This is a genomic window from Clostridium psychrophilum, assembly GCF_018861705.1.
Lineage (GTDB): Bacteria > Bacillota > Clostridia > Clostridiales > Clostridiaceae > Clostridium_AD > Clostridium_AD psychrophilum.
Genome location: NZ_JAHLEC010000035.1, coordinates 20,997 through 33,737 on the forward strand (window position 1 = coordinate 20,997; position 12,741 = coordinate 33,737).

At 27.1% G+C, this 12,741-nt stretch carries 15 protein-coding genes; 12 read left to right on the forward strand and 3 right to left on the reverse strand.

Features of this window, described 5'->3' with window-relative positions; translation table 11 throughout:
• Positions 1 to 134 precede the first annotated feature (134 nt).
• From KPL38_RS09440 to KPL38_RS09450, 3 genes are all read left to right on the forward strand, one after another.
• Positions 135 to 1,808, forward strand: coding sequence for a coiled-coil domain-containing protein (locus KPL38_RS09440; RefSeq protein ID WP_216288891.1), 1,674 nt, complete (start codon positions 135 to 137; stop codon positions 1,806 to 1,808).
• Positions 1,809 to 1,909: 101 nt separating this feature from the next.
• Positions 1,910 to 2,176 carry a putative Se/S carrier-like protein gene (locus KPL38_RS09445; protein WP_216288892.1) on the forward strand — a complete coding sequence of 89 codons (267 nt, stop codon included), beginning with the start codon at positions 1,910 to 1,912 and terminating at the stop codon, positions 2,174 to 2,176.
• Positions 2,177 to 2,280: 104 nt separating this feature from the next.
• Positions 2,281 to 3,795 carry a YncE family protein gene (locus KPL38_RS09450; RefSeq protein WP_216288893.1) on the forward strand — a complete coding sequence of 505 codons (1,515 nt, stop codon included), beginning with the start codon at positions 2,281 to 2,283 and terminating at the stop codon, positions 3,793 to 3,795.
• A 73-nt stretch (positions 3,796 to 3,868) separates the two neighbouring features.
• Here KPL38_RS09450 and KPL38_RS09455 read toward each other — a convergent pair whose 3' ends face one another.
• Positions 3,869 to 4,141, reverse strand: a complete 273-nt coding sequence (locus KPL38_RS09455; protein WP_216288894.1) for a hypothetical protein — start codon at positions 4,139 to 4,141, stop codon at positions 3,869 to 3,871.
• A 337-nt stretch (positions 4,142 to 4,478) separates the two neighbouring features.
• Here KPL38_RS09455 and KPL38_RS09460 point away from each other — a divergent pair, with 337 nt between their 5' ends.
• Positions 4,479 to 5,849, forward strand: a complete 1,371-nt coding sequence (locus tag KPL38_RS09460) for a hypothetical protein (protein WP_216288895.1) — start codon at positions 4,479 to 4,481, stop codon at positions 5,847 to 5,849.
• 82 nt (positions 5,850 to 5,931) lie between these two features.
• Positions 5,932 to 6,270: an arsenate reductase family protein gene (locus KPL38_RS09465; RefSeq protein WP_216288896.1), complete on the forward strand. Its 339-nt coding sequence runs from the start codon at positions 5,932 to 5,934 to the stop codon at positions 6,268 to 6,270.
• A 59-nt stretch (positions 6,271 to 6,329) separates the two neighbouring features.
• Here the strand turns inward: KPL38_RS09465 and KPL38_RS09470 are convergent, their stop codons facing one another.
• Positions 6,330 to 6,878 carry a biotin transporter BioY gene (locus KPL38_RS09470; RefSeq protein WP_216288897.1) on the reverse strand — a complete coding sequence of 183 codons (549 nt, stop codon included), beginning with the start codon at positions 6,876 to 6,878 and terminating at the stop codon, positions 6,330 to 6,332.
• A 200-nt stretch (positions 6,879 to 7,078) separates the two neighbouring features.
• Between KPL38_RS09470 and KPL38_RS09475 the strand changes: the two genes are divergently transcribed.
• Positions 7,079 to 7,738 (forward strand): HD domain-containing protein, encoded by a 660-nt coding sequence (locus KPL38_RS09475; protein ID WP_216288898.1) that lies wholly within the window; start codon positions 7,079 to 7,081, stop codon positions 7,736 to 7,738.
• Positions 7,739 to 7,897: 159 nt separating this feature from the next.
• On the opposite strand, the gene KPL38_RS09480 is transcribed toward KPL38_RS09475, so the two are convergent.
• A complete protein-coding gene (locus KPL38_RS09480) occupies positions 7,898 to 8,110 on the reverse strand; it encodes a helix-turn-helix domain-containing protein (protein WP_216288899.1) in 213 nt (70 codons plus the stop codon).
• 389 nt (positions 8,111 to 8,499) lie between these two features.
• On the opposite strand from KPL38_RS09480, the gene KPL38_RS09485 reads away from it, so the two are divergent.
• From KPL38_RS09485 to KPL38_RS20040, 6 genes are all read left to right on the forward strand, one after another.
• Positions 8,500 to 9,186 carry a response regulator transcription factor gene (locus KPL38_RS09485; protein WP_281419345.1) on the forward strand — a complete coding sequence of 229 codons (687 nt, stop codon included), beginning with the start codon at positions 8,500 to 8,502 and terminating at the stop codon, positions 9,184 to 9,186.
• Positions 9,176 to 10,663 carry a HAMP domain-containing sensor histidine kinase gene (locus KPL38_RS09490; RefSeq protein ID WP_216288900.1) on the forward strand — a complete coding sequence of 496 codons (1,488 nt, stop codon included), beginning with the start codon at positions 9,176 to 9,178 and terminating at the stop codon, positions 10,661 to 10,663. The genes KPL38_RS09485 and KPL38_RS09490 overlap by 11 nt, the downstream gene beginning before the upstream one ends.
• 310 nt (positions 10,664 to 10,973) lie before the next feature.
• Entirely contained in the window at positions 10,974 to 11,096 is a 123-nt protein-coding gene (locus KPL38_RS20035; protein ID WP_281419346.1) for a hypothetical protein, read from the forward strand.
• A gap of 609 nt (positions 11,097 to 11,705) precedes the next feature.
• On the forward strand, positions 11,706 to 11,900 hold the full coding sequence (locus KPL38_RS09495; protein WP_216288901.1) for a hypothetical protein: 195 nt from the start codon (positions 11,706 to 11,708) through the stop codon (positions 11,898 to 11,900).
• Between the two features lie 203 nt (positions 11,901 to 12,103).
• The gene (locus KPL38_RS09500; RefSeq protein ID WP_216288902.1) at positions 12,104 to 12,514 is read left to right on the forward strand and encodes a hypothetical protein; all 411 of its coding nucleotides are present in this window, start codon (positions 12,104 to 12,106) and stop codon (positions 12,512 to 12,514) included.
• Positions 12,514 to 12,648: a hypothetical protein gene (locus tag KPL38_RS20040; protein WP_281419347.1), complete on the forward strand. Its 135-nt coding sequence runs from the start codon at positions 12,514 to 12,516 to the stop codon at positions 12,646 to 12,648. Before KPL38_RS09500 ends, KPL38_RS20040 begins: the two co-directional genes overlap by 1 nt.
• The last annotated feature ends 93 nt before the right edge of the window (positions 12,649 to 12,741 follow it).

Below are 12,741 nucleotides of genomic sequence, written 5' to 3' on the forward strand. Positions count from 1 at the left end.
AATAGTTTCTAAGTGCTAATTTGAATTTACCTAATACTATATTATGCACGTAATTTATATATGTTTCTAATATCTGCTATTCGGTTATATATTACTTTGCAATAAAATATAATTTCTATAAGGAGATGATTAATATGAGAATATGTAGTCCAGCTTTATTTTATGATGTTGAAGATCATATATGGAAGTTTTATGTAAATGAAGATAAGGATTTAATGTACAGTATAATGTATGGTGAAGATAAATGGACTAAAGAAAATAAAATTGACAATGAAGTCTTAGATTTTGCAATTAACTTAGATGTTAATAACAGAATTGGCATTATATATAGTGTTAAATCAGGCAAGCTTAAGTATTGTGTTTGGGAAGATAACAAATGTTTTGGAAAAACTATTTATAAATCTGAAAACGAAGGGTATGAGATGACTGAATTAAAAGTTATTACAATTGACAAACTAATGCATATATTTTTCATTGTTGTGAATAGTGCAAATAAAATTCAATGTTCTTTAAACCATTTATGCTTAAATAAGGAAGATAATGTATTTAATATAATAGATACTATCCCATTTTCTGAAAATACATTTTGTCATTATCAAGTGCAAAACATAGAAAATGGTAATTTATCGTTAATATTTATTAAATCTGAAAAAAACGAAGTAGTATTAAATTTCACTGAATACAAAAACAATATGTGGAGCATTTCTAAAAGATTATATGGTATTGTAGGTGAAAATGTTAATTTTTGCACATTATTACAATTAGATAAAATAAATATTATGAATTTATCTAAAGAAGGTTCTTTGAATTTTATAGAACATGTAGTAATTGAGGCTGATGGGGAAATGAAAAATTATAAAATTCGCGAAACTTTCCAAAATCCATCTAACTTTTCACTAATAGAGATTAATGGAGTGCTTTGGGCAACGTGGTCTGAAGGTGAAAATATTTTTGCATCTTCATATAAACAAAAATGGAATGATCCCATTAAAAGTTATTCTAAATTAAAGAATAAAATTTCAATTTATAAATACTTATCTTTAAGTGATAAGAATAAAAATATAAAGTGTAAATATATACTAGGAACTAATCCTCCTGAAATGAATTTGCTTTTACCTAATGACAAAAATGATAACTATACAGATTCCTCTAGAGAAACTAAAGAAGTAGGAACAAAAACTGAATTAGATTACGATGTTGAAAAAGACAAAATATATATGAAACAAGAGCTTTTGTTCTTACAAAACAGCAACAGAGACTTAGAAAAAAAGCTTATAGATTTACAAATGAAATTACAACAAAAAACAAGAATTCTTGAAGAAACAGAGGACACTTTTGCCAAGCTTACAAATACAAGAAAAAATGCTGAGGAGAAGTTAAAGATAATATCCCAAATACAACAAAATTCCATGAAAAAGATGAAATCACTGGAAGCTGATAAAATGTCTAAGGATGCGGTAATAAACGAATTGACCAATAAAACTCAACAACTTAATAGTAAATACGAAAAATTAAGTGAACAAAAAACATTCAAAGATAATATCGTAACTGAGCTTAAAAACAAATTGCAACAACTAGCTAGTGAAAATGAAGGGGTAATAAAAGAATTTAACAATAAAACACAACAACTTCATAGTGAATACGAAAAATTAAATGAGCAGAAAGCATTTAAAGATAATGTCGTAACTGAACTTAAAAATAAATTACAACAACTAGCTAGTGAAAAGGAGGGATTATGGGAAGATTTAAAATACGAAAAGAACATAGGGATTGTAGACAGAATTTTAAAAAAAAGAATTGAAAGATAAGTATCACATTAACAGAATGTCTTCATATCATGAAATAGTCCATTTATGGATTATATATATAGTTTATAACTTGATTAGCCGTAAGGGAGATGTTCAAAGCTATGAACGTAGAGCAAGATGAGTATTTAGTTGTTTATCCGGGTCATAATAGTGCAACACTTTTGTACCAAAGACTTATAAAAAAGTCTTGCAATGTTGAATTAGTATCAACTCCAATAATAATATCCTATGGTTGTAGTCTAGCAATTAAATTCAGAGAAATCTATATGGATATTGTTAATGATGAAATTATAAAAATTAATATAAAACCCAAGGGTATGTATAAAATTATAAAGAAGTCAAAATATGATGACTACGAAAAAATTTAGTTTTTGAAATAGATTGATAGGATTTGGTATTTGCAAATCCTTTTTTTGTTTTAAGCATATTTAACACAACTAAAGCATATTTTCTACTAATAAGTATAAAGGGTGTGATTAAAATAGATAACTTTATTAAAAAAAATTATTATTTTGTTTCAAATATTAAAACTGGAACTTTAACTATAATTGATAGTCTTTGCAATACTATATTAAAAGAGATATCAGTAGGAAGAAGACCATTTAATTTAGCAGTAAAAGATGCCAATACCATTGTTGTTGCATGCGATTTAAGTAATACTATTTCATTTGTTAATTGTATAAATGGTGAAATAAAGCAGCACATCATTCCTAATAATGGTAATATGCAAGTTGATAAGGTAAACGAAAAAATATATGTTTCAAATGTTTCCGAAGTTACCATTTATGATATGAATTTAGAAAAATCATTTGGTAGTATTAAAGGTTTTTCTGCAATTATTGATTTAAAACTTAATAAAGATGGTTCAAAAATATATATATTAGATACATTATTAAAGGAATTAAGAATTTACAGTACAGATAGCTATAAACTTATATCCGTATTCGATAATCTAGATGTAAATCCAACCTGTATCTTAATATCCAACGATGACAAAACAGTATATATTTCAATGCAACATTATATTTCAAAAATAAATATTGATTCAAAAATAATTACTAATTTAATTCTCGCAAAAGGTTCTTTAATATCTGGAATGGTGTTAAGTAATACTACTTTATATGCATCTAATATAGGACTAAACAGAATAGATTTAATAAACATTTATACTAATAAAACATACGATTTTGTTTTCACATCAAAATCTGAACCCACTAGACTTTTTCTTACTGATGACAATACTAAACTCTTGGTTACTAACAGATGCTGTGACGATTATGGTGGAATCGATATAATTGATATAGAATCACGTTCTATAATTGGCTCAATTCTTATGTCAACAATTAATAGTCAACCTTATGACATCATTTCACTAAGCCTTCCTTATACATATGCTCCACCAGTTGCAGTAACTACTTTAAAATCCGATAATAAATTAATAACAATAATTGCAGAAAAAATATTTGCAACATACAATGAAAGTCTCAATTTCCCTTTTATTAAAATTAATTTACCCAAATCATCAAACTCTTATTATGTTTTTGATGAGATAAAATTTCAACCTGGTATTATAGTAGACCGTTCAGAATTTAGAAATCGTTTATCTACTGAATCTGGGTTTTCAAATATTAAATTTATCCTAAGAGTTAACTATACAATTGATTATCGTGAAAACAATAAAAGCAATAAAATAAATGGATTTTATGAAAAACCGGTAGACACTTTTGTAGATCTTCGGAAAGAACGTGAGTTAAATGAATTTAAACTTAATATTAAAACAACTACTAAAGTTACCAGTACCCCCATAATCCTCAATCATGTTATTAGTTTTGGAGTAATATGCCTTATGGAATTAAAGATAGTAGGGATTGATGAAATATATCTTCCTTGTTTAAATGAAACCTTTAATAATATCGGCGAAGATTTCGAAACATTCGTTGGGTATGGGAACTCCATTTTTCCTGATGATAAAATTTTGCTTCATTAGATATAGTAGTTTGAATTTATTTGCACATGAATGTTTACATCTAAAACCAAATGAAAAATAGTGCTGATAAACACTATTTTTCATTTGGTTTTATTTCTTCAATCGTAAATCTATCAAAATATATTTCTTCTATAAAATTATTTTCATCAAAATTTGTTTTACGTCTTTTATTGTATTCATTAATGTTAGATTTTAACCAATAAGGTGTTGCAATATCAAATTTATAACATAACTGTGTTATACAAGCTTTTAAATTTTCTTGATAACTATCTTTTTCCTCTGACATTGATACTTCATCGCTGATAATTCTATTGTCTTTAATTAATTTGCCCCAAATTTGTAGCATCTTTGCCTCCTTAGATAATTTTTTATTTTATAAATCATAATTTATTGTAATATTTTTAATTAGTCATAATTCTATCATAAATGTTGCTTAAAGTCATGTAATATATTAGGCACATAAAAACAATTACTTAGTTTATAGCTTAAAACATCTTTTTCATATATTAAATTCAATTGGATAATTTTTAAAAATTAAAAACTGATTATTTCCCGTGAATATTGCATATACTCAATTTAATGTGTTATTTAAAAGGTGATTATAACGGTATATTCAAATATATATAGTTATTGGATAAAAAAGCATATGTACTAATATATATATATGAGAGGAGTAAAAATACATGGTAAGTTTAGGCGAAATTCATTATGCGTATATGATAATTATTCTAATAATTATTGCAATAATTGCGTTCAAAAAAGATGTAATTCTTCCATGTATTTTAGGCATTGGAATAATAGGTTACATCTATACAAGTGATGTTTTAAAATCTGTACAAATTATATATAATGCCATAGTTGTATCTGGTAAAGAATTTATTGAAATAGTTGTAGTAATCGCATTAGTGAATGCAATGTCTAGCGCATTAAATAACATAGGTGCTGATGTATTAATTATAAAGCCTATAAAAAAGCTGATGATAAACAAAACTGTATCTTTTTTTGTTCTAGGTATAACGGTTGCTATAACTTCATGGTTTGTTTGGCCAACGCCTGCTGTGGTTTTTATAGGTGCTTTAATGGTGCCAGCAGCAATACAATCTGGATTACCTCCTGTATGGGCTGCAGTAGATTTATGCTTATTTGGTAACGGGATTGCCTTATCAAGTGATTTTGTTCTTCAAGCGGCACCATCCATAACTGCCAAAACTGCCAACTTGCCTAATGCATTAGGAATTATTAAAGAATGTATTCCATTTTGGGGCGTAATGAGTATTGTTACTATAACTACCGCTTTTATTCTTATGAATAGAGATAAAAAAATAGAAATCAATGTTGATAAAAAAATAGATACAAAACAAAAAACTGCTCAAGAACAGTTAATAGGTACAAAAATAATGGCCATAGCTACTCCTTTAGTATTTGTAATTGATATTGTATTTATTAAGAAATTGAGATTTATAGGCTCAGAATCTACAGCTTTAATAGGTGGAACAGCAGCGATAATAATGATAATTTCTTCTATAATACATACTAATATAAAAAAAGCATTGGGAGATGTAACTATATATATTAAAAATGGTTTTACTTTTGGTATAAGTATATTTGCACCAATTATAATTATAGGTGCTTTCTTTTTCTTAGGAAGTGATGTTACAGCAACTGCTATATTAGGTAACGGGGCTAGAGGCATTCTAAGCGATATAGGAGTATATGCATCTAATAATATACCGTTAAATAAATTCTCTGTTATAGGTATACAAACAGCAGTTAGCACCCTTATTGGACTTAGTGGCTCAGGTTTTGCAGGCCTTCCACTAGTTGGAACACTCGCGAATACCTTTTCAACTGCTATCAACATAGACAAAGTTAAAATTGCAGCATTTGGTCAAATAATTACCATATGGATTGGTGGTGGAACTATAATCCCTTGGAGTGTAGTTGCCGCAGCAGGAGTTTGTAAGGTTGAACCGTTTGAAGTAGCTAGGAAAAATATTATTCCAGTTACTTGTGGAATAATAGCCACAGTAATAATTGCGATAATAATATTTTAATTTTCTAATTAATAGTGACCAATGCTTTAATTAATGATAGCATAAGAGAGATACTAATACATTTGAAGGAGCGCTTGATTAGATGAATATTCAATTTTTTGGAACGAAAAAATGTTTTGATACAAAAAAAACTGAACGATATTTTAAGGAAAGAAACATAAAATATCAGTTCATAGATTTAACTATTAAAGGTCTTAGTAAGGGTGAACTACATAGTGTAAAAATTTCTGTAGGATTAAATAACTTAATTAATACAAAAGCAAAAGATTATAAAAAGTTAAACTTAGATCAGATTAGGGGAGAAGAGACCAAAGAAGAGATTTTATTAAATAATCCTCAACTTTTCAAAACTCCTATAGTACGTAATGGAAAACAAGCTACTGTTGGATACGTACCAGAAATATGGACAACTTGGGAATAGTAAATAAAATTTAAACTAGTTAATTTTTTAAAATATAATAAGAGTTAAATGTATTACTTTTAATTTAAATACTTTGATAACCTAGGGATTAATTTTCTTGCAAGGATTATTGCTATTGATGCTTTTACAACATCACCTGGTACAAATGGTAAACACGCAAATTTAAGTGTTCCATAAAGATTTATACTTTTCCCTAAATAATTTGTAAAAATAAAATAAAAGTATGGAACTCCAATAACATAAATTGTTAAGCTTCCTAAAATAACAGCATATATTATTTTAGACAAAGACTTATTTTTTTCTGTGAGTTTTCCAATAACGTAAGCTGCAGCAAGATAGCCAATTAAAAAACCAAAAGTAGGGCTTATTACTGATCCCATTCCTCCACTTCCACCAGCAAAAACAGGTAATCCTATTAAACCTAAAATAATATACGTAATTTGTGATAAAACGCCAAGTTTAGCACCTAAGATAAGACCAGATAAAATAACAAATAGTGATTGCAGTGTTATAGGAACTGGTCCAAGTGGTATAGAGATAATCCCACCTACTGCTGTTAGTGCGGTAAATAATGCTGTAATTATTAAATCTCGTGTAGATAATTTCAAAATAAATTCCCCCTAAAAGTTATAAAGCACATAATATTGTCAATATATATTATGTGCTTTAGCAAGTATTGTAAACTAACATGATTGTAAAGTTTACAATCATGTTATCATGTATCATTTTGAAAGTCAAAGAAATATAATAAGCTGTGTAACCTTAAGGATGAACTTATATTTAATATTTTAACGTTGGAGGTAATTATTTGGATAAAAATCAAATTATAAATAAAACCAAATCATATGTAAAAAACAAACTATATGGAGAAGGAACAGGACATGATTGGTGGCATATATTAAGGGTTTATAATATTTCTATTTATATAGGGAAAAGAGAAAATGCTGATATGTTTGTAGTTGAATTGACTGCATTATTGCATGATATTGCAGATTGGAAATTTAACGAAGGCAGTAGTGAGGCCGGGCTTAAACTCTCAAGAGATTGGTTAACTAGCTTAGGTGTAGATAATACCATTACTAATAAGGTTACAAACATAATAGGAACTATGTCATTCAAGGGTGGAACAACGAATTCTAAGCAAGAAACCATAGAAGGGAAAGTTGTTCAGGATTCCGATAGATTAGATGCGATAGGAGCTATAGGAATAGCACGAGCTTTTGCTTATGGTGGCTATAAGGAAATGGAACTATATAATCCTAACATTAAACCACAAAAACACACTGATTTTGAACAGTATAAAAAAAGTCTAGGTACAACTATTAACCATTTTTATGAAAAACTTCTATTGCTAAAAGATTTAATGAATACTGAATCAGGTAGATCTATAGCAAAAGAAAGACATGAGTTTATGGAGGAGTATTTAAAACATTTCTTTTGTGAATGGGATTGTACAGATATAAAATAAAAATAAGAAATACATATTTCCTTGGAAATATAAGTAAATAGTTAGAAATGTTATTGTACTGCATTGTAAAATCAAATAGCATTTTGATAAATACAAACTTATAATTAAATAAATAAAGCAGGCAAACTAACTAAAGATAGTGGCCTGCTTTAATCTATTTCAATTTGTTCTAAGTTCGTCTATGTTAACACATAAAATAGTTGCAATTGTCTCAATTATATTAAATGATGGATTTCTTTTACTTCCTCGTTCTAATTCTTCTAAATAAGTCTGAGATACATGTACATCTAAATTTTGAGATAAAGTTGATATATCTTTGCTTGTTAGAGACTTGTTAAGTCTTAATTCCCTAATCTTACCACCGTTAAGCATATAAAAACCTCCCTATAATTTTTCAAACATTATAATGCCTTAAATTATCATCAAACTCATTTTAAAGTGTACAAATTAATTATACGATAATATAGACAAAATCTTTATTAATTATATGCATTGTTTGTTAAAAATAGAAGTTAATTACGATAACTAATTAACAATTTTCAGTTACACATTGTTAACATGTCTGCCTTTTTATTGACATGTTGACACTCTATTATATAAATATAGAATAGTAGTTAGATTATTAGAATGCATGAACTATAATATAATAATTATTATGATTATTAGTGGGATTAATATATAATAGATAAGAATGTTAAAATCTTAAATTAGCATCCATATTATACCTAGTATATTGAGCTCTTAATAAAGGAGAAAATTTTATGATGGAAACAATTTTAATAGTTGATGATGAAGAGAGGATTAGAAACCTCGTGTCTATATATTTAAGGAAAGAAAAATATGATATTTTACAAGCAGAAAATGGTAGTGAGGCTATTAACATATTCAATAAATCTAAAGTTGATTTGGTTATATTAGATGTAATGATGCCAATTATGGATGGATGGGATGTATGCAAGGAAATAAGAAAGACCTCAGATATTCCTGTAATTATGCTTACAGCTAAATCTGAAGAAGATGACGAATTATTGGGATTCGAATTAGGAACTGACCATTATATTACTAAACCTTTTGTTCCAAAGCTACTAGTTGCTAAAGTAAAAGCTATTCTTAGGCGTGCTTATAGTAGTGATGATGTTCTAAAAGAAGGGAATAGCTTTGATGGTCTTGTAGTTGATAATTTAAGCCATGAGGTTACTATATATGATAATGAAATTAATCTATCTCCAAAAGAATTTGAACTTCTAAATTATTTTATACTCAATAAGAGAATTGTATTAAGCAGGGAAAAAATATTAGATGCTTTATGGGGTATTGATTATTTTGGAGATTTAAGAACAGTGGATACAGTTATAAAAAGATTAAGAGAGAAACTAGGGGAAAAATCTTATCTCATAGCAACGATAAGAGGTACTGGATATAAATTCGAGGCGAAAAATGAAAAGTAAAAAAAGTATTACAAGAAAGTTATTTATAATAACCTCAATAGTTTTTGCAGCTTTCATAACTACTAATTTAATAGTTCAGTCTGTATTTTTCGAGCAATTTTATATAAGATGGAAAAAAAACAATTTAGAAGATAACCTCGTTAAATTCAAAAATGAATATACTTTGCTTAAAAACAACGATGACGAGAGTAATTTAATTAGTTCTTTCGAAGACCAAAATAACTATAAAATAATTATACGAGATAACTTAGGCAATTTAAAATATCTTACAAAAACTGCGGATGAAAGAAAAGATTCTATAAAAGCTAGGCTTATGGATCAGATAATGTCTACTGAGATTGCAAATATTGGTGGTATCACGAAATTAAAAGAAGGAAAAAAGTCACTGATTTTTATTACTGCTAAAAACCCTGATATGGAAGTTAGCATAGCAGGTATCTCTTATGATGAAAAAAAAGATGAAATTGTGTATGTTTTTTCTTCATTGCAACCTGTGAATGAAGCAGTTCAAGTTATAAAAGAATTTTATTTGTATTTCTATATAGGTGCGTTATTTGTAATTTTATTGCTTTCTTTGATTTATTCAAATATGATTGCAAAACCACTTATAAAAATAACTAAAACTGCAACTAAAATGGCGAAACTTAACTTTACCGAAAAATGTGAAATTAAAAGCGAAGATGAAATAGGTGCCTTAGCTGAATCATTGAATCTTCTATCGGAGAATTTAAATGAAGCATTAACGTCACTTAAAAATGCTAATACACAATTAGAAAAAGATATTGAAAAAGAAAAAAAATTAACAGAAATGAGAAAAGACTTTGTAGCTTCAGTATCTCATGAACTTAAAACACCAATAACTCTTATAGAAGGGTATACTTTAGCTTTAAATGATGATGTTTTAGAGGGTAATGAAAAACAATATTTTATAGATGTAATAATGGACGAATCAAGAAAAATGAACAGTCTAGTTTCAGATATGCTAAATTTATCCCAACTAGAATCAGGAAATTTTAAATTGGTAAAGGAAGAATTCTTTCTTAACGAATTAGTAAAACCAATGGCTAGAAAATTTTCATCATTACTTAATGAAAAAAATATCAAACTACAATTAGAACTAATTAAAAACATTGAGGTAAAAGCAGATTGGAACAGAATAGAGCAGGTATTAACAAATTATATGACTAATGCAATAAGACACACTAATAATGGCAGATCCATATCAATAAGAATGATAAATAGAAAAGACACAATATGCGTCGAGGTAGAAAACAGTGGAAGTAAAATCAATACTGATGAAACAAATAAAATATGGGATAGTTTCTATAAAATTGATAAATCAAGGACTAGGAAACTTGGAGGTACAGGTCTAGGACTATCAATAGTAAAAAATATAATATTACTTCATGGTGGAAAATGCGGAGTGGAAAACACCGAAATTGGAGTTAAATTCTATTTTATTCTAATGAAAAATTGATTATATAATTGTAATATTTTTAAGGGGCATGTAAAGTGATAAAGTAATCATTTTACATGCCCCTTTATATTCTTTAACGATTTCTGCATTCCATTCAATCATATTTCTATAATATCCTTCCAAACTTTAGAATCACTATTTTATCAAAATTTCTTATGATTAGAATTTAGACTTGTAGAATTTTCATGAATTAAAAGATGCTGATGATATTAGTACCTTAGGTTACATAAAGGGTATGTTCAAGGATTTCGTTAAAAATATGAATTTACACTTTGAATATTGTAAATATGATTAATAAGAAAAAATGGATTTGGAAGTAACGTGTCCAGTAGTAGATACAAAATGGTCACATACGGATATTGATGTGGAGAGAGAGTACTATGGGGATATAAGGCATACCGAATTCAATATAGATGTATATGTTGAAGTATAGATGCTAATATTTAGTAGCTGAAATATATTTTAACACATATTTTATCGTATATATGTACAATATCATCTATGCTGAATTAATGGTTTACCACTTATTTTAAAATGGTAAGTCAAATTACTCCGGCGTTCACGTTGATATATATAATAACTCATCTGATTTTTTAAACTAAACATTTATAAATGCAAAATAGGATAGCGCACTTATTTTTTTAGGTATAAATTATAGGACATGCCATACCTCCTTTATCGTTTAGATTAAGAATGCAATCAATATATAATAAAAATTCAACAAAATCAAATTAACAACAGTTAAAAACCTCTGAAATAATATTCTCACCGAATCCAATATTATTAAGGGATTATTGGATTCTGTTTTTTATATAAAAAAAATTTATATAAAAAATCTATCTTGAATTCTAAACTTTATTATTTCATATTAAACATTATTTATTTTGCAATCCAACTTTTCCATTTTTTATAAAGACTCTAAAGATGAAAATGCATTAATAATCTCTATTTTTTAATTAAATATTGCATACTTTATATGAAAATACCGAAATTGAAAATAGATATTATAGAATGTATAATATTATAAGGAGTGATCAGTATTATGAAAAACGCAATTGAGAAAATAGTAAATTACTTAGAGAATAACTATCATGAATCAATTAGCAGTTATGTCATAGAAGATATAACAGGGGAGAAATATAGTAAAATATCGAAAGAGTTTAAAATTATATGTAATATAACCTTGAAGCAATATGTTAAGCAACGTTGCTTAACAAAAATAATTGAACAAAAATAATTGAACAAATAATTGTTAGTAAGAATACTATCATTAACAATAATATACTGCCTTATTCAACTCAGAATAGCTTTAATGAATCCTTTACTGATGAATATGAAATTTCACCTTTAAAACTTATTAAAAATAAAGATAAGTCCATATTATGCAAGACGTTAGATGTAGAGAAATTAGTTAAGGAAAATGGAAGAAATAAGGATATTTTGAAAGAGTTCATAGTTAATAATGATGGCAGCAGAAAGAATGCATTGAATTATATATTAAGCCTAAATCCTTATTCAATAACATTACTTGATGAATTATTTTCACACCAACTAGGATTAGGATATAAGTTGATAAATAGGAGGTACAATGATGAGAATGGTTATCGATATATTAAGAATGATGTAGGTGTAAATAGATATTTGGATGAAGTGAATATAGTGAGAGATTATTATAATTTTGAGTCATATATCGAATTTCCGCAAGAGAATGTTGGGGTTCTTGGTAGGCGTAAATTTTATACAATAAAGCCTCAATTTATTATATGGTTAGATATTAATAATAATCTTAAAAATATTTTAGAAATTAAAAGACTAGAAACTATTTTTGTACATTTAAGAAATAGTATGTGATGGATGAGGTAGACGTAGTAGTACTTAAAAAGATTTTTTTACAGGATGTTGGGTTGTGCGTGTATAATAACTTAGAGGAACTATGTGCTGAAGTTAGAAAAGAATTTATAGCTAATTGTAGACTTGTAGTTTAATATATCCTGATAATATAAGTGATTTGCAAATTTAAGTAACCTTTAAAATATAAAAAGGATAAATGAATGTGTTAATTAAATTTAACATTCCTT

What these genes read in the sequence shown, in the direction of transcription:
- KPL38_RS09440 (WP_216288891.1), top strand. Translation starts at nt 135, where the DNA reads ATGAGAATATGTAGTCCAGCTTTATTTTATGATGTTGAAGATCATATA.
- KPL38_RS09445 (WP_216288892.1), top strand. Translation starts at nt 1,910, where the DNA reads ATGAACGTAGAGCAAGATGAGTATTTAGTTGTTTATCCGGGTCATAAT.
- KPL38_RS09455 (WP_216288894.1), bottom strand. Translation starts at nt 4,141, where the DNA reads ATGCTACAAATTTGGGGCAAATTAATTAAAGACAATAGAATTATCAGC.
- KPL38_RS09460 (WP_216288895.1), top strand. Translation starts at nt 4,479, where the DNA reads ATGGTAAGTTTAGGCGAAATTCATTATGCGTATATGATAATTATTCTA.
- KPL38_RS09465 (WP_216288896.1), top strand. Translation starts at nt 5,932, where the DNA reads ATGAATATTCAATTTTTTGGAACGAAAAAATGTTTTGATACAAAAAAA.
- KPL38_RS09480 (WP_216288899.1), bottom strand. Translation starts at nt 8,110, where the DNA reads ATGCTTAACGGTGGTAAGATTAGGGAATTAAGACTTAACAAGTCTCTA.
- KPL38_RS09485 (WP_281419345.1), top strand. Translation starts at nt 8,500, where the DNA reads ATGATGGAAACAATTTTAATAGTTGATGATGAAGAGAGGATTAGAAAC.
- KPL38_RS09490 (WP_216288900.1), top strand. Translation starts at nt 9,176, where the DNA reads ATGAAAAGTAAAAAAAGTATTACAAGAAAGTTATTTATAATAACCTCA.
- KPL38_RS09495 (WP_216288901.1), top strand. Translation starts at nt 11,706, where the DNA reads ATGAAAAACGCAATTGAGAAAATAGTAAATTACTTAGAGAATAACTAT.
- KPL38_RS20040 (WP_281419347.1), top strand. Translation starts at nt 12,514, where the DNA reads ATGGATGAGGTAGACGTAGTAGTACTTAAAAAGATTTTTTTACAGGAT.